We start from the raw sequence: 20738 nt of genomic DNA, 5'->3' as shown, positions 1-20738 counted from the left end.
CGGCTGCTCTGCCGTCACTTCATGGTCCTCTTTCTGCCATTTCCGGCTGCTCAGGCTACCTGTGAGCGACGCGACAGTGACCACCGAGATCTACACTGGCGCATGCGCCTCTACCCCCTCACCGCTATGCGAAGTTCCCTTTGTTCGACCAGAAAGGCCAGATCTTAATATTCTTTGTAGAAGCCGCGGTGATCCCACTCAACACATGCGGGACGCTTCCCGCCGGAAGCCACGAACTCCTTGACGGCTCGTCGCACCGTCTCAATGGGTACTTCCGAGAAAAGCGGGAAGTCATGGACCGAGTCAACACACGTGTAGTACACGGGGCCTCGGCCGAGTTCAGGTTTCCCGACGGACACTACGTGACCTACCGGGTCGCATTTCTCGTCCATCGAGGACAGAACTCCCGCATTTCGGTCCTTTCGTACGCCGGCGATAAGTTCGTGGTCGGGCCATCCGGCGGGCGTGTGCGGTCGGTCCAACGAGAAGAATTGGACCGCATTGATGTCGTCCGCCAGAAGAATAGTGAACATATCGTCGACATCTTCGGAGGTTGTGAGAATCATCGGATTCTCGAAGTGCTCAGGCAGGTAGATTGCTTTTACTCCGCGCGTGATCACGTCTAGTTCTTTCTCTTGGGGCGCCCGTTGCCGTAGGTGTGCGACTCATAGCCGCCCTTTCCATCCGGCCAGTGTACCTTGAGTGTCTTATTCCCCAGGACCGCATTGAGAACTTCGTTACAGCCTAGTGGCGGCATGCACGTCCCCGTCGGATAATTGATTACAATCTCGGCGCTATCGATTCCCTTATCCCACATCAGGGCGGCAAACTTCACCTCGACATGGTCGGCCCTGCCGCTCTTCGGCAGCCCCTTGCTCTTGAGTCTCTCGTTAACAATTTTTATCAGCTTCACGTCCTCCTCTGGCCAACCGCTAACCATTTCATGGGCGATTCCGTCACTGTCAATGTAACGCCCCCGTGTAGGGTCATTCTTTTTCCAGACGGGGAGGCCGTGGCCAACAGCCCCCGGGTCGAATTCGAAGCAGTTGTGTACGAGGACCGGTGTGGTGCCGGCCAGTACGTAGTAAGTGTGGACACCGAAGACCGACAGGTTGTACGTGGTCGCACTAAGGGAATATGGCCGGTTCTTCTCGACAGTGACGTGCTCGGCACCGGCTGGGGTGCGGAGTGTCATGCCCTTACGGAGATCTGCGGCCTTGACCCATGTCTTCTCGGACGGTGACCAGAAGAGGTGCTCGTAGGTCGGGTTCAGCCTCTCAGGGCCGCTGGGGGTGCTGACCGTAAGTTCACTGAACCACTTGTCATCCTTGGTGATGATCTGTCGGGCGACTGGTTGTGGACTGGTTACGCCGGTGGCGGGGTCTGTGGCGACGACCCGGTCACCTGGCCGGATTTCCTCGATATTCTTGGTGCTGCCTCCCGCCATGAGCACCTTGGTGCCGGGGAGGAAGCAGGCCGGGCAGTTCGGCTTGCGGAGGCGGACCTTCTCCGCAAGTTCTCCGAGCTTCTCAAGCTTGCGGAATTTGAGGAGTTTCCCAGCGGGGATCACTTCGGCGAGCGCGAGGGTGCACTTCTTGAACTGCGGGTCATCGAGGCAGTCAAGGATGCCATTGATGCCCGAAAGTTCCAGCGCCAGGTCCTTCAGGAAGCCCGGGACCTGGGGCGGCTCGATGATCGCCTTGTCACCGTTCCTCTTGACGCACTGGAGGAAGGCGTAGTCGCCCCTTTCGGTGAGTGGTTGATAGCACGTGTGGCTCCGGCGGTCGTCCGCTTCCTTCTGCTGCTGCTTGAGTTCCGCTTCAGCCTGGCGCTTGGCTGCTTCGAGCTCTGCCTTCAGCAGCTGCTCGGTCTTGGTCCAGGCGGCCTTCTCGTCGGCTGCCGCAGCCTCCGAGCTCTTACCGGCCCGCTCGGCGCTTTCGCGGGCCTCGGCCGCGGCTTTGCGGGCCTTGGCTGCGGAATCTCGGGCGTAGTTGGCGGAGAACTGGGCCCGGAAGGCGGAGGCTTCGGCGTTGTTGGCGTCGCGGTTGGCGTCGGCCGCTGCCTTGCGGGCGGTGGCGGCGGACTTGGCTGCCTGGGCTGCTGAGGTCTCGGCGGCATCGGCGGACTTGTCGGCATCGGCAGCGTATATGGCTGCCTGCGCTTCTGACTTCTTGGCCTGCGCTGCGGCGTTCTTGGCCTCGGTGTCTGCTTTGGCAGCGTTGGCGGCAGCAGCGGCGGCCCGCCATGAGTCGGTGCGGGCGTTGGCGGCGGTGCGGGCGGCTTGGGCGATGAGCTGGGAGGTTTGGGCGATGTGGGCGGTGGTCAGCTGGTCTTTGCTGTCGGCCTGGTACTGCCCGTACTCGATGAATTCGTGCAGTTCGTCCGCGGGGCCGGTCAGGGCGATGCGGGCGGCAGCCTGGACTTCCGGGCCGCCGCTGGAAAGGAGCTGGCCGGCGCGGACGCGTTCGTCGGTGCTGCGCGCGGTGTACTGGTCCGCCAGCAAGAAGGCCGCGAGCTTCTTGGGGTCGTTCTCCTGGAGCAGCGCCTTGGAGGCTTCCTTCACTCCGGGCCCGCCACTGCTGTGCACTTGGCCGACTTTGATCCGGTACTCCGTGACCGCGACCTGGTGCTGGCCCTGGCGCAGGAAGGTATCGACGTCCCTGGCGCTGCCCTTGAGTGCCTGGACGGCCGCGTCGCGCACGACTTGGTAGGGGCTGTCGGAGGCAAGCTGTTCTACCTGAAAGCGCGTGTCACGCGCCACGGCTTCGCCGCGCCCGGTGCGCAGGTAGACCAGAATGGCCGTGTCATCGCCGGCGAGGGCGGCCGCAGCGGCTTCCTGAGTCCAGGGACCGTGGTCGCCGTTCTTCATCGCCTTGACGGCCAAGGCGCGGCCCTTGGCTACAAGGTCCTTGGGGTCGGCGGCGGACTTGGCGGCCTCAGTCGCGAGCTGCTGGGCTTCGCCGTCCAGCGAGTAGGTTTGTTGGAGGGCCTCGGCGATCTTGGCGTTGAGCGCCTCGCGGTTCTTCCTGCGTGCCTCGGCCTCATCCAGGCCGGCGGCGGTACGGTCGGCGAGTTCCTCGGTCTCGGCGTCACGGGCGAGTGCGAAGACCTGCTGAGCGGTAACGACGGCCTTTTCGGCGGTGTCAGCGGCGTTCTTCGCCCCGGTGGCGTGCTTCGCGGACTGCGCTGCAGCCTTGCTGGCGTCGCCGGCATGGGCAGCGGCCTCATCTGCAGCATCCGCGGCGTTGCGGGCGTGTTGCGCTGCGGAGCGGGCATTGTCTCGTGCGGCGTAGGCTGCGGCGGCTGATTTGCGCGCCAGGTTGCTGGAGGCAGTGGCGGCACGGTCGGCCTCGTTGGCGTGCCGGCGAGCGCGGGCCGCCGCTTCCTTTGCTTCGTCGGCGTTGGCACCGGCCTGGCTGGCCCATGTACCCGCGTCGGCCGCGGCATCGGCGGCGGCGTTGGCGTTGCCGGCCGCGCTGCGGGCGGCAACGGCGGCGCTGTCGGCTGCCTCGGAGGCCTTCCCGGCCTGTTCAGCGGCGGCGGCTGACTGGGTGGCGAGATCGGCGGCCTTGCGGGCCTCGGCCGCCAGCTTGCGTGCGGCATCCGCCTTGCTTGCATCCGTGGCGGCGTCAGCGGCGGCGCCAAGAGCGCGCGAGGCGGCGTTGGCGGCCTTCGTCGCCGCGGACGCTGCTGCGGCCGCGGCGCCGGCGGCTATGCGGGCGGCGGAATTGGCGGCACGGGCCGCGCCGATGGCGTTACGGGCTTCCGCCGCCGCGCCGCGGGCAGCCTCGGCGGCACGGGCGGCTGCGTTGGCGGCGCGGACGGAGTCCCTGCCCGCTGCCTTGGTCTCCGCCGCCGCGACCTCCGCAGCCTTCTTGGCCAGCTCGGAGGCCACCTTGGCCTGCTGGGCGGACTCGACGGCCCTGTCGGTCTCTTCCTTGGCCAGTCGGCCGGCCTGTTCCGCCTGCTTGGCCAACTGCGTGATGGTGGCCTGCTCCCCGTCGCGGGCGCGGGCGGTGAACTGCCCCGTGGCGAGGAATTCGGCCACATCCTGCGGAGTGCCCTTCAGGGCGAGCTTGGCGGCGGCCTTGGTGGCCGGCCCGCCCGTGCTCATGATCTGCCCGACCTCGACCCGCTGGTCGGTAACGCGTTCTTGGTACTGGCCCTCGTCCAGAAACTTCTGCACGTCTGCGGGGGAGCCCTGAAGGGCGGCCTTGGCCGCGTCCTTCACACCGTTGCCGCCGGTGCTCATGATCTGTCCGACACGGACCCGGTTGTCCTGCTCCTGCGGCTGCTGCCAGCCGTTGATCAGAAATTCCTCGAGGTCGTCCTGGGTGCCGGACAGAGCCGTTTTGGCTGCTTCACGTACGCCTGTGCCGCCGACGCTGGCCATCCGGCCGGCGGCGACCCGCTCATCGTGGTACTGGGCCAAGCCCTCTTCGGTCTTGAGGAAGGTGAGGATGTCCTTGTCGGTCCCGCTCAAGGCGGCCTCTGCGGCCTCCTTGACTCCCGGGCCGCCTTCCCGCCACGCCTTGACTACGTAGCTGCGGTCCCACTGGTCCACCTGTTCGACGGCGACATCGTCGGCCGCGGCAGGATTGACACTTGCTCCGACGACCAGGACAGACGTTGCCAGAGCGATGGCCCCGAGTCGGCGGCTCCAGGTAGCCATTCCGGGTATGCGACTATTTGCACCTTTCGGCGCGCAAGATGATCTGCGGTCAGATCGTTGTTTCATGATTCCCCCTGCGTGACCCAGCAAGGGGTTCGCACTGCTCCTGGGTGCAGGCGTCAGCGAGCATGCAGGCCGAAGGAGCGAGAGACGCCTCTTGACGGAACGTCACGCACTGGTTGTAGCGGTCGGGCGCGCCTTCGGTCATAAGGCGGCGCGCCGACCCTACATGATCTTCTTACAAGGCCTTTACTGATAGCTTGCTCTGACTTCGCATCATGCAGGCGAAGTATGACCATAGTGCAGAACGTGAAGGTTTAAACCTTGATATCTCGATCGATGAAGGCCGGGCTGGCCGGGGGACTTGGCCTGCTTGCTCTGGGGGCGACGGTCACTGGCTTGGCTGCGGCAAATGCCTCGGCGGCACCTGGGGACGCTCAGGCGGCCGCAGCAGACGACATTCCCTATGCGGTGGAGGACTTCACCCACCCCGGCGCGGAGAAGGTCCTGCTGGACCGCAAGATCGTGCTGAAGCGGGGTGACGGCGGGATCATGCTCAAGCCGGGCGATGGCGTCGGCGGCCTTTCCGGCTGCAGCGAAGCCCGGGATATCTGGGTGGAATCCCGCGCCGACCAGGCGCGGGGCTACTGCTTCGTCGCCACTGGAGCCTCCGGCTACCTGGCAATGGAGATCCCGGACTCCTTCATGCTGTGGACCCAGGACCGCGCGGTACGGGCCACGGTCACAGCCGACGGCAAGAAGACGACCTACGAGGCCGGCAAGGACCAGGTCACCGCGATCGGCGAGGCTGACGAGACGGGCGGCCAGAAGCGCTCGGTCCTCGTCGAGCTGCGCATCACCGGCTGACGTCCACCTCGTAGTCGCCTCCCGTCTCACAGCAAGGAAGATCCGTACCGTGTCCCGCACACGCACTCGTCCCGCCGTGCTCGCCGTACTCCTGGCCGCTGCCGCCAGTTCCACCGTGCTGACCGGCACCCCAGCCACGGCCGCCACCGGTCCTGACTCCCCCGCCAACACCCAGGCATCCGTCGCCCGCCTCCACATCGGCGAGGGCGACACCACCCGTTCCTGCTCCGGTGCCCTGGTCGACGGCCAGTGGGTACTGACCGCCGCCGTCTGCTTCGCTGCCGATTCCGCCAACCCGACGCAGATCGCTCCGGGCAAGCCCGCCCTCAAGACCACCGCCACCATCGGGCGAAGTTCCCTCACCGGAACTGGCGGACACACTGCTGATGTCGTCGAGCTCGTCCCATCCCCCAGCCGCAACCTGGTCATGGCTCGCCTGGCGACACCCGCCGCCGGTATGGCGCCCCTCGGACTGGCCGCATCCCCCGCAGGCGAGGGCGACACCCTGCAGGCAGTCGGGTTCGGCCGCACCAAGACCGAATGGGTTCCCGGCAGGGCCCACACCGCGTCGATGAAGGTCGGCTCCCTTTCCGACACCGAGCTCACCCTGGCCGGTGCCACTGAAAACGACACCCTGTGCAAGGGCGACACCGGTGCCCCACTGCTGCGGGAGGCCGAGGGGCGCCTCGAGTTGGTGGGTGTGGCCACCCGGTCGCGCCAGGGCGGCTGTCTGGGCGAGACCGAGACCCGCACCGACGCCATCGCCACGCGCACGGACGACGCGGCCAACTGGGTCGCCACCACCGTGGGGCGGTCATGGTCGCAGCTGATGACCGCCGCCGACTTCAACAGTGACGGTAGGGCCGACCTGCTGACGATCGACGCGGCCGACGACTACCTGTACGCCCAGCCCGGGGACGGCAAGGGCAAGTTCGGCAAGCGCGTCAAGGTCAGCGAGGGCAAGTGGGCCGGCATGCGTCTGCTGGCCGCTACAGACTTCACCGGTGACGGCAAGGCCGACATCCTCGCCGCCAACCACAACGGCAGCATCTACCTCTACCCGGGCAACGGAAAGAACGGCGTCACCGGCTCCTCCGTCGCCGGAAGCGGCTGGGGCGGGATACGCCTGTTCGCAGCCGCCGACTTCAACGGCGACAACAAGGGCGACCTGATCGCCATCCACACCAACGGCAACCTCTTCTTCTACGCGGGCAACGGCAAGAACTTCGCCTCAGGGGCCGTGTCCAGCTCCGGCTGGTCAAACATGCGTCTGCTCGTCGCCGGAGACTTCAACGGTGACGCCAAGGGCGACATCTACGCCGTCCACAACAGCGGCACCCTCTACATGTACGCCGGCAAGGGAGACGGCACCTTCCACGGGGCAAAGAAGACCGGCGAGGGCTGGCAGAACATGCGCCTGGTCTCTGGCGCCGACTTCAACGGCGACAAGAAGGGCGACCTGATCGCCATCCACACCAGCGGAGCCATCTACGCCTACCCTGGCAACGGCACCGGCGGCTTCAGCACCCCGGTAGTCACCCCGGGCCCGGTCCACTACGTAGATCTGATCCGCAACGGCACCTTCACCACCAGCGTCGACGGCTGGTGGGTCACCGAACGCGCCTCCATCACCCATGCCGAAGGCACATTGCTCGCCACCGTCGAAGCCGACGCTGCCTCCTCGTGGGAAGCCATCGCCGGGCAGAGCGACTTCCTCCTACGCAAGGGCGCCACGTACACCCTCACCTTTGATGCCAAGGCATCGGCCGCCGCGCAGATGCGGGCCATCGTCCAGCTCGGCGGGGAACCGTACACCTCCACCCTGGACCAGGTTGTGGACCTCGGCACCGGCTTGAAGCGTTACAGCTACACCTTCACCTCGACTGTCGACACCACGGCGGGCTCGCTGAACTTCGAGATTGGCGGCAACCCCATCAAAACCGCAATCACCCTCGACAACGTCTCCCTCACCACGACGAGCTGAGACCCATAACCTGACCAGTATGGTGCCCGCGGTCGTACGGTGGCCACGCGGCATTATCGACCCGCTCCACTGTTTGCCGGTTAGAAGAGGTGCTGGCACCGTCTCTGCCCGGGAGAAGCAGATCGACTGGGACCAGATGCATCCAGTGCTCCCCTCGAGAACGGCGCCGAGTACGCCTCTACAACCAGTGCAGATGTCGGGGTGGCCGTGCCTGTACGGCCACCCCGACAGTTCGATCGCCTACCACTGCCCGTGTTGAATCCAGAAGGTGATCAGGCTGATCGCGCCGGTGCCGATGCCATAGCAGGCGCCGCGGCAGGTCTCGTCGGCGACTTCTCTTTCTCTCCCAAGGACTGTGACGACCACCTCGCCCGCCGACTCACCCGCGACGGCGAACCGCTCATCAACGAGGAGATCCGACGGGGCATCACCGACCGCTCCCACGGCCTGCCGCTCTACCTCGATCTGTCGGTCATGCGCTTCCTGGAGATCCGCCGCACCGGCCGAACGCCGCAGCCGGCCGACTTTGACCACGACTTCCCCGCGCTGATCGCCCGCACCCTGTCCGACCTCACCCTCGACGAGCGGCACGTCCTGCGCTCCGTGGCCCTGCTGGACGCCTTCGACCTGCACCTGGCCACCGCGGCCGCCGGACTGCCGCACGAAGCACCGGCCCTGCGGCTGATCGAACGGCCCTTCGTCCGCGAAAACGTCTTCGGCCTGTGGCCGTACCACCTGCACGGGCTGATCCGCTCCACCGTCCGCAGCGCCGACGATCAGGCCGACGACCGCTGGTCCGCCCGCGACTGGGAACAGGCATTCCTGTCATTGCCCAGACTCTACCGAGGCGTCCAAAGCAGTCGGCTTCCAGCGGTCAGGTCAGGAGGCTCAGTTCCTGGGTTCCGTTCTGGCGAAGAGTTCAGCGCACTCGCTGGCGAAGGAACAGAGCTGGTCCACGACCTGCCGGTACTCCTGCGGATCCCCCACCGTATTCGGCGTGGCAGCAGTCCACTGCTGCCATAGTCCACCGGCCGCAAGGTATGGGGCTGCTCGCTCGATCCCAAGGACGGCATCGAGGTGAAGCAGTGTGCTGACCTGTCTGACAAACGATCTACGGTCGCTGGCTGCTTCTGCTTGACTGATCGCCAGTAATTTGGCTGCTCGTGCAGCCACTCGAGAGGGAAGCATCGTGGGCGTCGAGATAGAACTGCATGCCGACCGGCCCGTCCTGGACTGGGATCGGTCCAGGGGGACTCTTATCCGTGGGTCGTACGAGCATGGCGACGAGCTGGCCGAAGTGTTGCTTGCCATGGGCGAAACCCATGAAGGCAACCTTGCTCGTGTGGATCCTTACGGGGATACGTTGTTCATCGAGCAACAGGCGCAAGCTGCGCTGCTGGAGGTGCCTGACCTGTTGAAGCAGTGTTCGGGGCCATCGCAGACGGCGGCCGTCCTTGACCTCGAGAGGCTGCTGCAGTCCTGCTCACAGACCCCAGGCAGCTACCTATGGTTTGTCGGCGATTGATCACCCCGTGCTTCGCGTAGCCAGAGGATGAGTGACGCGAGGTGGAGTCCGGCCCGGTAACGGCTGGCCAGCTTGTCGAAGCGGGTCGCGATGGCGCGGACTGCTTGAGCCGGTTGAAGCAGCGTTCGACGACGTTGCGGGCCTTGTAAAGCTCGCGGTCGAAGGCCGGTGGCCTGCCGCCGGCGCGTCCGCGCCGTGCCCGGTTGGCCTTGTGGTCGGCCTTCTCCGGGATCACCGCCCGGATGCCCCGCCGACGGAGCGCCTGGCGGATCGCGCGGGACGAATACGCTTTATCCGCGATGACCGTGTCGGGCCTGCGGCGCGGCCGCCCGGTGCCGATCCGGGGCACGCGCACCGTGTTCAGGACCGCGTCGAAGACGGTGGAGTCATGGGCATTGCCCGGCGTGACGACGACGGCCAGGGGCAGTCCCCGGCCGTCGCAGGCGAGATGGACCTTGGTGGTCAGCCCGCCGCGGGAGCGGCCGAGCGCCTGGCCAGCGGCGACGGAAGGGGTGTTCAAGGCGGTGTCCTCCGGGGCAGGCAAGGTCCCGCCGCTCGCTGCGGCGGGACCGGGGCTGGTCAGGCCGCCAGGGCCAGGCGGTTGAGGTAGGCGGCGGCCGCGGCCTCGCCGAGCTGGTCACAGATCGCGTCACCGGGGAGCCAGGTCAGCGGGCCTTCCACCGCCTCGATCCGGGTTGCCTCGGCGACGACGTCGGCGAGGCTGTACTGCTCCTTGAAGCGGTGGCCGATCCGGGCTTCCAGGTCGGTGTACTTCTCCGGCAGCGGCAGCCCGAGCGCCCAGCACAGCCGTACGGCGCGCACCAGCACGCTGAAGCCGGCGAGCACGCAGAACACGCAACTCAGGCGTGGCATCAGGGCGTCGTAGGCCGGGTGGTACTCCAGTCCCTCCGCGGCGATCTCCTCCCAGACCTCGGTGTCGGAAAGGGCGAAGATCGGGTGCCAGGTCAGTACGAGCCGCTTGCCGTTGCTGGTGCGGGTGTCGATGGACAGCGGCAGCTTCCTGCTGCGCGCAGGGGACTCGGCGGCGCGGATGCCGAGACAGTTGATGACGATCGCCTGCCGGTCCAGGCCGAGGGCGGCGACGATCGCGGTGAGCAGCACGTTGGCCTTGTCGCGCTTCAGCGACGAGGTACACAGCCGGCGGGAGGCATCGGGAAACATGCCGCGCTTCTCCACCAGGCCGAGCAGGCCGCCCTCGGAGTCGATGGCGACGAAGCGCAGGCCGTACCGCTCGGCCTGGCGCTGAGCGAGCTCGCGCACGCCGGGCCACTCGGAGGTGTCGCCCAGGTCGCAGTGGACGACGACGACCTTGTTCTTGCAGCCGGCCTGGGCCGCCCAGGTCGCCAGGCGGTGGAGCATCACGAGCGAGTCCTTGCCGGCACTGGATTGCACGATCAGGGCGTCGGCCGCCTGGATCATCTCCAGCGGCATGGCGGCCAGTTCGTCCAGGATGCTGGCCGCGACGGCCGGCCGGCGCCGACCGCCGGTGGCGCGGCCGCGGGCGTGCGGGGCGTACAAGGCGGCAAGCTCGCGGTTGGCCGTACGGGCGGCGGTGAAGGCGCGCCGCAGTTTGGCCTTGGCGGTCTGCTCCCGGTGAGTACAGGCGGCGTACGCGGCGCGAGCCGTCTCCAGCGCGTCGGCGGCAGCCTCGGTCCGTTCCGAGTCCTGGGCGGCGGCCAGCTGCTGCTCGTAACGGCCGATGCCGGTGAGCGCCTCCCCTGCGGCCCGGGTGGCCCGGCTGCAGGCGCGGCCGGCCGCGGTGCAGGCGGCGTCCGCCTGGTCGGCGCGCCGGATGGCGTCCAGCAGCTGCAGGCTGGTGGTGATGTCCATGGGACTCCTCGAGGTCCGGGGTGGTGTCTTCGGTGCCGGGCAGCTGCCACCGCCGCCCAGCCGGGTGTGAGCCCAAGGGGCTGGGCGCGATCGCCGCAGTCCCTGGGGTGCGAGAGAGAGGCCGCACGCGGAGCGGGCCTGCGCGTGCGGCCCCGGGTGTCAGGAGTGGAGCGGGCCGAGGTCGGCAACGAGGGCGGTGGCGTTGTCGGCGCGACTGGTGGCCTTGTCTACGGCGGCGGCGGTGAGCGTGCGTGCGGCGGTCTGCGGAGTGCCGTTGAGGAAGAAGTCGGCGACGTCCAGGCAGGCGTCTTCGATGGGTTCGTATGCCCCGTCGGAGGCGAGGAGCAGTCGGCCGCGGGCCGGGACGGTGGTAGTGCCGATCTCGGGGTCGGCTTCGGTGTCGCCGATGTAGGACAGGACCTGGTTGCGGGAATAGGGACCGGGCTCGCGGCCGAGGTCGAGCAGGACCTGGCGCATGTTGTGGTCCGTAGTGAGACGGCGCGCGCCGCCGGTGGCGGTGTCCTGCAGGTAAGCGCGGGAGTCTCCACACCATGCGACGTTCAGCTCGTCGGCGGTGTGTACGGCGACCACGGCGACAGCGGCGGGCATGTGCCTGATCTGCCAGGCTGCTGCGCAGCTCCGCTCGGCGGCCACGACGGCGTGGACGCTGCGCAGCCCGGTCTCCGCGTCGGTCATGGCGGCCTTGCGGGCCAGGCGGCGGGCGGTGGTGCGCGCCCAGTCGCGCACCTCGTCGCTGCTGCCGATGCCGTCCAGCAGGACGTACGCGCGGGCGCCCTGGTGGGTGTAGGTGGCGGTGGCGTCGCACTGGTGCGTGCGGCCGCCGATGAGTTGGGCAGAAGCGTGGGTGCGCATCGTTCTCCCTGTGTGTCTTCGGTTCCGGGCCGGCTGCCACCACCGGCTAACAAGACAACAATATCCACTATGAATCACAAAGGCAAGCGAGTGCCTTGCATCGCGCCTGTCGCGTCTTCGGCGATGAGAACCGGACCCAACTGCTGGGCTTTACGCCCCGGCGCGGCGCTGCTCGCCGGGCGGGAAGCGTCAGCCGGCGGGAGTGAGGAGGTGACGCGCCGGGGCGGCGAGGCGCTTCCGCGTGCGGCATGAGCGCGGCGCCCCAGTCGCTGGCGGTGATGAACTGACGGCCGAGGGGAGAGACTCGGCGAGTTCCTCGTGGGCGTCGATCCACGCGGTATCCATGACGGCTTGCACCTCGGCGACAGCACTCTCGCCCTACGCGCCCGATGTACGAGCCGTCCCGGTAGCCGCCGTGGCGCCAGCCGCGCACAGCTCTGCGGTGCGGCGGTGTGCTTCGGCTGCGGGATCAGAGGGGTACGTACCGACGGCCGCCCGGCCCGGCGAAGGCCGGGCCGGGCGGGACGGAGTGGGTCAGGAGGGGAGGTCACCGAGCAGGATGGGTCGCGCGTAGTGGATCAGCGTGACCTCCAGCAGCTTCAGCTTGTCCAGGTCGACGCGCGGATAGTTCGGCAGCGGATTCGTCTGCACGTTCGTGAGCCAGGCGTAGTAGCGGCGGACGTGATCGGGCGTGGGAAGCACCATGGGGCCGCGGGTGAAGCGGTAGTGGCGACGGGCCTGGTGGGCGCTGGCGGGGAGCTCGGGGAGTTCGGCAGGCTGGCCTGCGGCGGGGAGGTCATCCAGGGTGATGAGGCGCTCGGCGATGTCGGTGGCGAGCTCGGCGATGTCCACGCGCTGCACGAAGTCCTTGCGCCCCCAGAAGGAGTGCCAGTCCCGGACGGTCTCGGCGACCTCCAGCGGGGGGCTGGCGTGGACCTTGCGCCCACGGGCTGCGTAGGCGGCGACCGTCCAGGACACGGTCCGGGCGGTGAATTCCAAGCGGTCGGCGTTCCGCTGAAGAGTGCGGGCCATGAGTCCTCTTCCTCGGTGCGTGTGTTCGGTGGGGCGGCTGCCACTGCCGCCGTGGTGGGTCCGCAGAGCCGGGGGCAGTGTCACCCGCCCCCGGAGCGAGGGGCCGCTATCCGGCGAGCTGCAGCGGGGTTCCGCGACCGATGGTGCGGACCATTCCGCGGTTCTTCGCCTCGTTGTCCAACACGTCGCAGATCTCGTCCGGCAGGCCGCGGGCGATGGTGACCCGCGACCCGAAGCCGTGACTGTAGTGCGGGAAGCCGTTGGCGCCGAACTTGGCGTCGATGATCCAGTCGGTCTCACCGGTGAGGCGCGACACGAAGTAGGTCGGGCCCTTCTGGTCATCGCGCTCCATGACCTCGATCTCGGCCTCGATGCCGATGCGGTCGCCGCCAAGGAGTGCCGGGGCGGGCTCGTGGCGCCGCTCCACCTTCCGCACCATCACGACGAGCTCGAGCGCTCCCCCGGCTGTTTCGACGGTGACCTGCTGACGCTCGACCCTGTCCGCCATGTGATCCTCCTTGGTTGCTGTGTGCCTTCGGTGTTGGCCGACTGCCACCGCCGACCAACAAGACAACTATATCCCATATTCGACACATCCGCTAGGGGGCATCACGCGCTCAGCACGACGTTCCCGATGGACCGGGCGCGGCGCACCGGGGCTGGGGCGCCGGATGACCTCTTGCGGCGCACCGGCTGCGGCAGTTCGCGCAGTGGCCGGAAGCGGGTGAGCCTGCGGCCGGTGCGCTCCGTCTACTTCTGGCGGGATCGCGCGCCACCAGGCCGAGCGGGGAGGCGGGACATGGGCGGCCGCCCGGTGGAGGGCGGCCAGCTCCTACGCGCGGGAGGAGTCGAGGCTGTTGGCCGCTGGAGGCGGGCACGGCGAGGGCGGCAGGCTTGCGATCAGGTCGCGGACAGCCTTCACGCCCGTGGCAGTGGCGATAGCGCCATCGTGGTGAGTGAGCTGGGCACGCAGGATCTTGCCGGAGCGGGCGCCGACCATGACCCACCCGAACGCGCCGCGCGGTTCAAGTGCAGAGAGGACCAGGGTGTGCCGGACACTTCCGGTGCGCCAGGTGGGGCGCAGGCCGTTGGACGCAGCCAGGTCGACGATGGCGAGCGTGGGGGGCGTGAGCCCGTCGGGGCCCACGGGAGTGCCCACGTAAAGGCCGTCGGCGGTCATGGCGAGCACCTGGGTGGGCGCGAGCATCTTGAGGAGCTCGTACGGGTCGTAGTACGGCAGGTGGCCGTGGTGGGGGCAGCGGCTGCACAGCACGATGTCGGCGCGGTCGCTGTCGCCGGGAAAGAAACGCGCTTCGGCGTCCTTGCACGTGGGGCAGGCGGCTGGCTGCCACGTGTACTTCGCCAGGTTCACAGTTCCTCGTTCCGATGAGGCCGGGACCGGGGCGGCTATCGGTGCGCGTCCCGGCAGGGTTTGGTGTGCTGGGTGAGGGCGGCTGCCACTGCCGCCCGAGGGGCGCGGGCCACGGTGGAAGGGGGCCCGCCCGGTGGGGCGGGCCCGCGCGGCCTACGCGGCCAGCACCAGCGGCTTCAGGTCCGGGTAATCGCGGTCCATCTCCAGGGAGATGAACTCCGCCTCGGTCTCCGCAGCGTGGGTGAAGCGGGCCTCACCGGTCGGGGCGTCCAGCGCGAAGCGCATCCGGTGGATCGTGTAGGAGACGATCTGCTCAGGGTGGAAGGTACGCATCTCTCCACGCATCCGGCACATGGCACGGACGATGATCCGGCCCTCCTTGGTAGTGCGGATGTCGTGGATCTCGATGGTGCGCACCGACTCTTCGCCGTCGCTGTCGACGTAGGTGATGGTGACAGCCCGTTTGCCGTCCATCGCGCGGATCAGGTCGGCCAGGGTGCGGGTGGAGGTCTGACGGGCGGTGCGCTTCATCGTGTTGAACATCGGGCTCTCCCAGCGACGTGGTGTGTCTTCGGTGTTGGCCGACTGCCACCGCCGACCAACAAGACAACTATATCCCATGCACATCACAGAGGGAAGTAAAAACACCCTCGCCTGCGACTTTTCTCGGACGTCCCGCCAGCTTCGGCGACCACGGCTCGGGGCTGCAGCCCCCGCCGAAGCACCGAGCCCTGTTGACCTCGTTATGCATGATGGATATAGTTATCTCAGCCGCCAGGCAGTGGCAGCCGGGCGGCGACCGAACTCGCACCTCAACAAGTCAACAGCGGACAGGAGCCCCCGAGATGGCCCGTACTTTTCACGACCGCCCCGCACGCCTCCAGTACGAGGAGCGGCCCTGGCTGGCCCCCTTCCTGAAGGACGGCAGCCGGACGTGGCTTCAGCGGGCGGCGCACAAGCGGGACCGCGCTGCGCTCAAGCGGGCGCTGCGCACCGGCAGCGAGCCGCCGCTCCCCCAGCGCCGCCGCATCGACCGCGACGCGCACTGATTCGCCCGACGAACGGCCCCGCCACCGGCGGGGCCGTTTCGCGTCCTGCGAACGGCGCAGCCCATGGACGGACAAGCAAGAGCCTCGCCGACGGGGGGCGGCGAGGCTGCAACCAGTGTGGCAGGAGGCCGCCGCCGATGTGCCCGTTTTGCCGGGCCGAGCGCGACAGCGGCGAGGCGCGCCCATCGACGGCCAGACGGCACCAGGCCGCGCCTCACATGCGGTCGCCGGAGGCGAGGCCGGTCGACTGCGAGGCTGGAGGAGGCAGTGGGGACGGCAGGCCGAGGAGAGGCGGGCGAAGGGAGGGAGGGACGACAGAGCGAGCAGGCCGCGCCGGGCCGTCAGAACAACATGCCTCTTCCTCCGACTATCGCGGAGAAAGAGGTGTCGGCGTACGAATAGGGCTTGCCCACGGGGCCTGACCAGGCAAAACTCCCAAGATCCCGAAAGGGGGGTTCACACCTCCGGTAGTACCTCCGGTGCAACTTTGGGTCCACCTCTGCAGACAACCGTGGGTGCAACTGTGGGTGCAACCCTCTTCAAGGGCGCCGCCCGGCAGGCTTGCCCAAGCCTCACGGACCGCCCGAGCCGTCGAACTGGCGCAGGAAGTCGGCCAGCTGCCGGCGCTGGCGCTGCTCTTCGGCGAGCTGTCGGCCGAGCTTGGAGCGGTCGACGTGGGACTCCACCGCTTCAAGGACCAGGCGCTGAAGCTCGGCGGGGTCCAGGGCTTCGACCTCCCACTGGACGGGCTGGTCGAGGTCGAAGCCGTACCGTCGCGCGAAGGCCGGCCAGCGCGGGTCGTCCCGTTTGCCCTCGGCCGCAGGAAGTTCGTAGGCCTGCGTCTGTTCGTAAGTGAGGACGATGCGCTCGACCTTCGACCAGCAGTTGGTGCGGGCGACCCAGTCGCGTTCGATGTCAGCGCCGGAGCAGTCGAAGTCTCCGACGTAGAGCAGTACGGCAGGGCGCGAGTCGCGGGCGGTGCGGGCCCGCACGACGTCCACGTACGACTGGGAGCCGAAGCCGCGTACGACCAGGACGGGGATGCCGAGGTCGACCAGCCACTCGGTGAACATGCGGCGCAGCGTGTCCTTCTCGGCTGCGACGTACAGGGCGGCCTCCTGGCCGGCGGTGCGGTCCAGGGCGAACCAGCCGGGAACGTCGGCGAGGAACGCGCGGGTGTCGGCCCAGGCGGCAGGGACGTGGACTTCGCGCAGGGTGTCGACCAGGTCGGGGAAGCGGCCATCGCGGCGGGCCTGGGCCAACTGGGAGGACAGGCGGCGGTAGGTGGGCGGCGTGTTGGGGATGAGCCCTTCGGCGACGAGACGGTAGTGGACCTGGCGCAGTGTGCAGCCCAGCTCCCCGTACGCGGTCACGATGTCCCGGGCGCGGTCGACGATGGCAGGCCAGTGGAGGCGTCCCATACCGGTACATGTACCCAGGAGCGTTCCCGCTGGTCAGCGGGGTGGGCAAGCCTGGGGCGGGGGTGGGCAAGCCGCGGCTGTAGCTCCCCGGCTGCTCTTCGTTCGATTTTTGTTCGAGTACGGTGGGAGTGGGAGGTGTCGCCATGGACGAGCAGCACGACCAGGCCGTGGGTGCCGGTTCGCCGATCCTCCATGTGCGCTGGCCGCGGGACGTCGATCCCGAGCTGTACCGGCTGCTGCTCGGCCTGGTGGCGGACGTGACGCCGGTGGTGCAGGCCCTGCCGCCGTCCGCTGCCGTGGCGGACGTCTCCGGCAGCCTTCGGTTCTTCGACCTTCTCTGGGGGTTCAGGACCTGTGGTGTGACGTCGCGCAGCGCCCTTCGTTAGGGGTGCTGCAGCGGTTCTCAGAGGGTGTGGCTCTGCGGCGGATCGTTGCGATTGCCTTGTGGAGTAGGGGTAAAAGTGCGTGCTTTCCCGGTGGAGCTGCCCTCGGGCATGCGGTACTGGACCGTCGTGGACGAGGGATGGGAGGTAGTTGAGGACGCCGACTTGTTCTTGCGGGAGCTTCGGTTGGCTCGGGGCCGGGCGGAGACGACCACGAAGGCGTACGCCGAGGGTGTCGCCTTGTTCTTTCGCTGGTGCGGCGCGACCAGGCGTGACTGGCGGACCGCCGCTCGGGAGATGGGCCTGTTCATCCTCTGGCTGCGCTGGGCCCCCGGCGAGGGCGGGAAGCAACGGCAAGTGGTAGTGCCTGGGCCTGGTTCCCGGCCGGTCCGGGGCGAGAGCCGGATCAACAAGGTGCTCACCGCGGTGCGGATGTTCTTGTCCCACCGCATCGCGAACAAGGCGGTCCCGGGCTGGGTACTGGAGCAGCTCTACGAGGTGGGCGACACCCGTGACCTGCCTGCCGAAGCCCGAGGAGAAGGCGGCGGGATGCGTCTGAGGCTGCGATCACGGCACCGGCTTCAGGAGCCGGAGAGCGAGGTGGACCGGGCGAGCGACGAGGAGGTCGTCGCGATGTTTCTGGCGTGCCGCTCGGCCAGGGACCGGCTGACTGTGCTCCTGCTGTCCCGGGTCGGTCTGCGGCCGGGACAGGTGGCGGGCCTGCACCGCTGTGACGCTCACTTGGTGCCTGACTCTCGCTCGTTGGGTTGTGATCTTGCGGGTGCTCACGTTCACGTCGTACGGCGGCAGAACGTGAACGGCGCCTGGTCGAAGTCGCGGAAGTCGTGGGCCATGCCGGTGGACTTCCTCGTCGTGCAAGCATTTGACCAGTACGCGCTGGAGCGGCACGAGCTGCATGGTTCTGGCGGCAGCGACCACGTCTTGGTGAACCTCTTCCGACCGCCCTACGGGGCGCCGGTCACAACGGACGCAATCGGCGAACTGGTCGAGTCGTTGTCGCGGCGCGCTGGACTGGGGCGGGTCATCACGCCGCGCATGTGCCGGCACGCGATGGCCAGCAACGTCACCGATGCCGGAGGGTCCCTGGACGAGGTGCAGGCCCTTCTCGGGCAGAAGCACCCTGGCTCTCCCCGCCCATACCTGCATCCTGCCCGGTCACGGTTGCGCGAGGCCGTCGACAGGGTTCCCCTTCCTCGGGCCCTGAAGCAGGAGACCGGCCGATGAGCGCCGTTACGGTGCCGGTGGCGCGGAGCGCGTCCCGAGTGGAAGAACTGATGGGCGCGGTCGAGCCGGCGTTCCTCTCACTGGTGGGCTGGTCCGACGCGCGCCGGGTTGTGGTGTTCCCTGTCGACCACCCGGTGATGGGTATGCCGCTGTGCCGCGTGGGCGACTGCGACTGTGTCGCGTACTCGGCCAGCGGCCTGTGCCGCTACTGCGAGAGCCGCTGGCGGAAGGACGGCCGGAACCTGGATGCCTTCACCGAGGCGGCCAGGGAGAACAGGCGCTTGCCCGAACAGGACTGCGCCGTTGCCGGCTGCCCGCGGCCGTGAACGACACGGAAGGCTCAGCTGTGCCGGGCCCACGAGTATCAGCGGTCCAAGATGGCCGGTCTCTCCCTGGAGGGCTTCCTCCTGCACGGCGATGTACGCCCGCTGGCCTCGCTTGGCGTGTGCGCGGTCACCGCGTGTCTGCGCCAGCGTCCCGGTAAGGGCTCACCGTACTGCCTGCAGCACTTCCAACAGCGAGGACGCCAGATCAGGGAAGGGACGTTCCCCGGCGATGACACATTCCAGGCCGTCACGCGTGCCGTCAGCAAGAACTGCGAGGTCACCCTGGCCGGCCTCGAACCCCTGGCCGCGGCCGAGGTCCTCTACGGGCTGCAAGAGCGCGTGCGCGCAGGCACCAAGGTCCCGCCCTTTCATGTGCGGCCCGTGTGCGAGCGGGCTCTGGCCGAGCAGGTGTCGACCCTGGCCGACCTCGATCCTGCACGGCTGTGCAAGCGCGGGCGCCGCGTCCTGACCGCTTTCACGGCCGCTTCCCGCCGACTGGGCATGACGCCGGAGAGCGAACGCAGGAAGGATGTGTGGGACGCCGCGGCCTTCGGGCACTCGGGCACGATCCGCTTCACCGAGGTCCGCCAGCCCTGGTTGCGGGAGGCCCTGAAAGCTGCCGTGTGCGATGAGCTGCCCCGGCGCCGCGGCGCCCAGGCCCGTCATCACGTGCAAAACCACATCAACGCCTTCGCCCGGCTCTCCGAGAGCCTGCACCTCCAGCGCGAGGACAAAGGCGCCCACCTCGCCCTCCTGGACCGCCAGGACATGGTCAACTTCTCCAACCGTCTCGCCTACCGCAACTCAGTTGGCGAGATCAGCATCTACACGTGGATCACGATCGCTCGCATGGTCCGCAAATGGCTGGAGCAGATGCGGAGCATGGGCCTGACACAGCCCGGTCAGCCGCTGCACGGCCTGCCGGCCGAGTTCGCTCTGCTGGCGCAGGACATCCCGGACGAGCCGGAAGACTCCGAAGCCGGCAAAGACCTGCCCGACGAGGTAATGCGCGTGCTGTGCGCCAACCTCGACCTGCTGGAACAGAGGTCGAGCCGCGAGGTGCGGGTCGCGGTCGAACTACTCATCGACACCGGGCGCCGCCCCTTCGAGATCTGCAGCCTGCCCTACGACTGCCTCACCCAGGACCCTGACGGCAAGCCGGTCCTGCTCTATGACAATCACAAGGAACTGCGCCTTCGGCGCCGGCTACCCGTGCCAGAGGCCACAGCAGCGCTGATCACCGGGCAGCAAGCACGCGTCCGGGCCCGCTATCCGGGCACGCCGGTCAGCCGGCTGGTGCTGCTGCCCACGGTCATGTCCAACCCGGACGGGACCAAGCCAATCGCCGATATCGGTCCGCAGCACCATGACTGGGTCACGGCCCTGCCCGACGTCGCGCTCTCCGTGAGCGTCTACCGCGACGGACGCCCCGAACGCGCGGAGATCGCCTTCGACCGCGAGAAGATCTTTCCCTACGCCTACCGGCACACCTACGCCCAGCGTCACGCGGACGCGGGGGTACCGGTCGACGTGCTCTGCCAGCTCATGGACCACCGGGACTTGTCTACGACACAGCGCTACTACCGGGTCGGCGACCAGCGCCGCCGCGAGGCCGTCGACAGGGTCACCAGCATGCAGTTCGACCGACACGGCAGTCGCGTCTGGCGCCAAGCCCAGCTCGTCCTGGACTCCGAACACGCACGGCGGGCGGTCGGCGAGGTCCAGGTGCCCTACGGGCTCTGCACCGAACCGACCAACGTCGCAGCCGGCGGGCACGACTGCCCGGTCCGGTTCCGCTGCGTCGGTTGCTCCCACTTCCGCACCGACGTCTCCTACCTCCCAGACCTGGAGGCATACCTCGCCGATCTCCTGCGCGGCCGGGAACGGCTCGCCGCGTTCGCCGCGGACTCTTGGGCGAAGGCCGAGGCCATGCCCTCCGACGAGGAGATCATCCGCGTCCGCCGCCTGGTCAAACGCGTCCGCGACGACCTCGAAGACCTCACCGACGAGGACAAGCTCCAAATTCAGGAGGCGGTAACCGTGGTCCGCCGCACCCGCCGCGTCGTCTCCCTCGGCCTGCCCCGCATCGGGCCGCCCGAAGAGGATCTCCGCCCCGAAAGGCCCACCGGATGACCCAC

General features: G+C 68.1%; 19 protein-coding genes and 1 pseudogene. 8 read left to right on the top strand and 12 right to left on the bottom strand.

Annotation, left to right across the window (positions count from 1 at the left end; translation table 11 throughout):
- Nucleotides 1-164: 164 nt before the first annotated feature.
- Entirely contained in the window at nucleotides 165-620 is a 456-nt protein-coding gene (locus tag ABT360_RS14420) for an Imm1 family immunity protein (protein WP_351814907.1), read from the bottom strand.
- Between the two features lie 2 nt (nucleotides 621-622).
- Entirely contained in the window at nucleotides 623-4672 is a 4050-nt protein-coding gene (locus tag ABT360_RS14415) for a DddA-like double-stranded DNA deaminase toxin (protein ID WP_351814905.1), read from the bottom strand.
- 339 nt (nucleotides 4673-5011) lie between these two features.
- Between ABT360_RS14415 and ABT360_RS14410 the strand changes: the two genes are divergently transcribed.
- Together ABT360_RS14410 and ABT360_RS14405 are read left to right on the top strand one after the other, a co-directional pair.
- Nucleotides 5012-5539: a hypothetical protein gene (locus tag ABT360_RS14410; RefSeq protein WP_351814903.1), complete on the top strand. Its 528-nt coding sequence runs from the start codon at nucleotides 5012-5014 to the stop codon at nucleotides 5537-5539.
- 49 nt (nucleotides 5540-5588) lie between these two features.
- Complete coding sequence (locus tag ABT360_RS14405) at nucleotides 5589-7523, top strand: FG-GAP-like repeat-containing protein (RefSeq protein ID WP_351814901.1); 1935 nt, start codon at nucleotides 5589-5591, stop codon at nucleotides 7521-7523.
- A 240-nt stretch (nucleotides 7524-7763) separates the two neighbouring features.
- On the opposite strand, the gene ABT360_RS14400 is transcribed toward ABT360_RS14405, so the two are convergent.
- Both ABT360_RS14400 and ABT360_RS14395 read right to left on the bottom strand, forming a co-directional pair.
- Nucleotides 7764-8264, bottom strand: a complete 501-nt coding sequence (locus tag ABT360_RS14400) for a hypothetical protein (RefSeq protein WP_351814899.1) — start codon at nucleotides 8262-8264, stop codon at nucleotides 7764-7766.
- Between the two features lie 147 nt (nucleotides 8265-8411).
- Nucleotides 8412-8711: a DUF6000 family protein gene (locus ABT360_RS14395; RefSeq protein ID WP_351814897.1), complete on the bottom strand. Its 300-nt coding sequence runs from the start codon at nucleotides 8709-8711 to the stop codon at nucleotides 8412-8414.
- A 1-nt stretch (nucleotide 8712) separates the two neighbouring features.
- On the opposite strand from ABT360_RS14395, the gene ABT360_RS14390 reads away from it, so the two are divergent.
- Nucleotides 8713-9048, top strand: coding sequence for a hypothetical protein (locus ABT360_RS14390; protein ID WP_351814895.1), 336 nt, complete (start codon nucleotides 8713-8715; stop codon nucleotides 9046-9048).
- On the opposite strand, the pseudogene ABT360_RS14385 reads toward ABT360_RS14390, so the two are convergent.
- The 7 genes and pseudogenes from ABT360_RS14385 to ABT360_RS14355 form a co-directional block, all read right to left on the bottom strand.
- Nucleotides 9024-9550 (bottom strand): annotated as a pseudogene (locus tag ABT360_RS14385) (IS5 family transposase); the annotation flags it as partial. The gene ABT360_RS14390 and the pseudogene ABT360_RS14385 overlap by 25 nt on opposite strands.
- A gap of 77 nt (nucleotides 9551-9627) precedes the next feature.
- Nucleotides 9628-10899: a phosphoadenosine phosphosulfate reductase family protein gene (locus ABT360_RS14380; RefSeq protein WP_351814893.1), complete on the bottom strand. Its 1272-nt coding sequence runs from the start codon at nucleotides 10897-10899 to the stop codon at nucleotides 9628-9630.
- A gap of 159 nt (nucleotides 10900-11058) precedes the next feature.
- The gene (locus ABT360_RS14375) at nucleotides 11059-11772 is read right to left on the bottom strand and encodes a PP2C family protein-serine/threonine phosphatase (protein ID WP_351814891.1); all 714 of its coding nucleotides are present in this window, start codon (nucleotides 11770-11772) and stop codon (nucleotides 11059-11061) included.
- Nucleotides 11773-12306: 534 nt separating this feature from the next.
- Nucleotides 12307-12804, bottom strand: a complete 498-nt coding sequence (locus tag ABT360_RS14370) for a hypothetical protein (protein WP_351814890.1) — start codon at nucleotides 12802-12804, stop codon at nucleotides 12307-12309.
- A 106-nt stretch (nucleotides 12805-12910) separates the two neighbouring features.
- Nucleotides 12911-13312 carry a hypothetical protein gene (locus ABT360_RS14365; RefSeq protein WP_351814888.1) on the bottom strand — a complete coding sequence of 134 codons (402 nt, stop codon included), beginning with the start codon at nucleotides 13310-13312 and terminating at the stop codon, nucleotides 12911-12913.
- A 324-nt stretch (nucleotides 13313-13636) separates the two neighbouring features.
- The gene (locus tag ABT360_RS14360) at nucleotides 13637-14176 is read right to left on the bottom strand and encodes a hypothetical protein (RefSeq protein WP_351814886.1); all 540 of its coding nucleotides are present in this window, start codon (nucleotides 14174-14176) and stop codon (nucleotides 13637-13639) included.
- A gap of 153 nt (nucleotides 14177-14329) precedes the next feature.
- Entirely contained in the window at nucleotides 14330-14719 is a 390-nt protein-coding gene (locus ABT360_RS14355) for a WYL domain-containing protein (protein ID WP_351814884.1), read from the bottom strand.
- A gap of 302 nt (nucleotides 14720-15021) precedes the next feature.
- Between ABT360_RS14355 and ABT360_RS14350 the strand changes: the two genes are divergently transcribed.
- The gene (locus ABT360_RS14350) at nucleotides 15022-15225 is read left to right on the top strand and encodes a hypothetical protein (protein ID WP_351814882.1); all 204 of its coding nucleotides are present in this window, start codon (nucleotides 15022-15024) and stop codon (nucleotides 15223-15225) included.
- 572 nt (nucleotides 15226-15797) lie between these two features.
- Here ABT360_RS14350 and ABT360_RS14345 read toward each other — a convergent pair.
- Nucleotides 15798-16646, bottom strand: coding sequence for a hypothetical protein (locus tag ABT360_RS14345; protein ID WP_351814881.1), 849 nt, complete (start codon nucleotides 16644-16646; stop codon nucleotides 15798-15800).
- A gap of 143 nt (nucleotides 16647-16789) precedes the next feature.
- On the opposite strand from ABT360_RS14345, the gene ABT360_RS14340 reads away from it, so the two are divergent.
- The 4 genes from ABT360_RS14340 to ABT360_RS14325 all read left to right on the top strand — a co-directional run bounded on the left by ABT360_RS14340 (nucleotide 16790) and on the right by ABT360_RS14325 (nucleotide 20733).
- Nucleotides 16790-17032, top strand: coding sequence for a hypothetical protein (locus ABT360_RS14340; RefSeq protein WP_351814879.1), 243 nt, complete (start codon nucleotides 16790-16792; stop codon nucleotides 17030-17032).
- Between the two features lie 75 nt (nucleotides 17033-17107).
- Nucleotides 17108-18274, top strand: coding sequence for a tyrosine-type recombinase/integrase (locus ABT360_RS14335; protein ID WP_351814877.1), 1167 nt, complete (start codon nucleotides 17108-17110; stop codon nucleotides 18272-18274).
- Nucleotides 18271-18600, top strand: coding sequence for a hypothetical protein (locus ABT360_RS14330; RefSeq protein WP_351814875.1), 330 nt, complete (start codon nucleotides 18271-18273; stop codon nucleotides 18598-18600). The genes ABT360_RS14335 and ABT360_RS14330 overlap by 4 nt, the downstream gene beginning before the upstream one ends.
- A gap of 51 nt (nucleotides 18601-18651) precedes the next feature.
- Nucleotides 18652-20733, top strand: coding sequence for a site-specific integrase (locus tag ABT360_RS14325; protein ID WP_351814873.1), 2082 nt, complete (start codon nucleotides 18652-18654; stop codon nucleotides 20731-20733).
- Nucleotides 20734-20738 lie beyond the last annotated feature (5 nt).

The sequence above is a fragment of the Streptomyces sp. NPDC000229 genome (assembly GCF_040300825.1).
Lineage (GTDB): Bacteria > Actinomycetota > Actinomycetes > Streptomycetales > Streptomycetaceae > Streptomyces.
This window is presented reverse-complemented; position numbering and strand designations above follow the sequence as displayed.

Bases quoted from the DNA above. Each gene is read 5' to 3' on its own strand.
- ABT360_RS14415 (WP_351814905.1), bottom strand. From the start codon at position 4,672: ATGGCTACCTGGAGCCGCCGACTCGGGGCCATCGCTCTGGCAACGTCT.
- ABT360_RS14410 (WP_351814903.1), top strand. From the start codon at position 5,012: ATGAAGGCCGGGCTGGCCGGGGGACTTGGCCTGCTTGCTCTGGGGGCG.
- ABT360_RS14395 (WP_351814897.1), bottom strand. From the start codon at position 8,711: ATGCTTCCCTCTCGAGTGGCTGCACGAGCAGCCAAATTACTGGCGATC.
- ABT360_RS14380 (WP_351814893.1), bottom strand. From the start codon at position 10,899: ATGGACATCACCACCAGCCTGCAGCTGCTGGACGCCATCCGGCGCGCC.
- ABT360_RS14375 (WP_351814891.1), bottom strand. From the start codon at position 11,772: ATGCGCACCCACGCTTCTGCCCAACTCATCGGCGGCCGCACGCACCAG.
- ABT360_RS14370 (WP_351814890.1), bottom strand. From the start codon at position 12,804: ATGGCCCGCACTCTTCAGCGGAACGCCGACCGCTTGGAATTCACCGCC.
- ABT360_RS14365 (WP_351814888.1), bottom strand. From the start codon at position 13,312: ATGGCGGACAGGGTCGAGCGTCAGCAGGTCACCGTCGAAACAGCCGGG.
- ABT360_RS14355 (WP_351814884.1), bottom strand. From the start codon at position 14,719: ATGTTCAACACGATGAAGCGCACCGCCCGTCAGACCTCCACCCGCACC.
- ABT360_RS14350 (WP_351814882.1), top strand. From the start codon at position 15,022: ATGGCCCGTACTTTTCACGACCGCCCCGCACGCCTCCAGTACGAGGAG.
- ABT360_RS14345 (WP_351814881.1), bottom strand. From the start codon at position 16,646: ATGGGACGCCTCCACTGGCCTGCCATCGTCGACCGCGCCCGGGACATC.
- ABT360_RS14340 (WP_351814879.1), top strand. From the start codon at position 16,790: ATGGACGAGCAGCACGACCAGGCCGTGGGTGCCGGTTCGCCGATCCTC.
- ABT360_RS14330 (WP_351814875.1), top strand. From the start codon at position 18,271: ATGAGCGCCGTTACGGTGCCGGTGGCGCGGAGCGCGTCCCGAGTGGAA.
- ABT360_RS14325 (WP_351814873.1), top strand. From the start codon at position 18,652: ATGGCCGGTCTCTCCCTGGAGGGCTTCCTCCTGCACGGCGATGTACGC.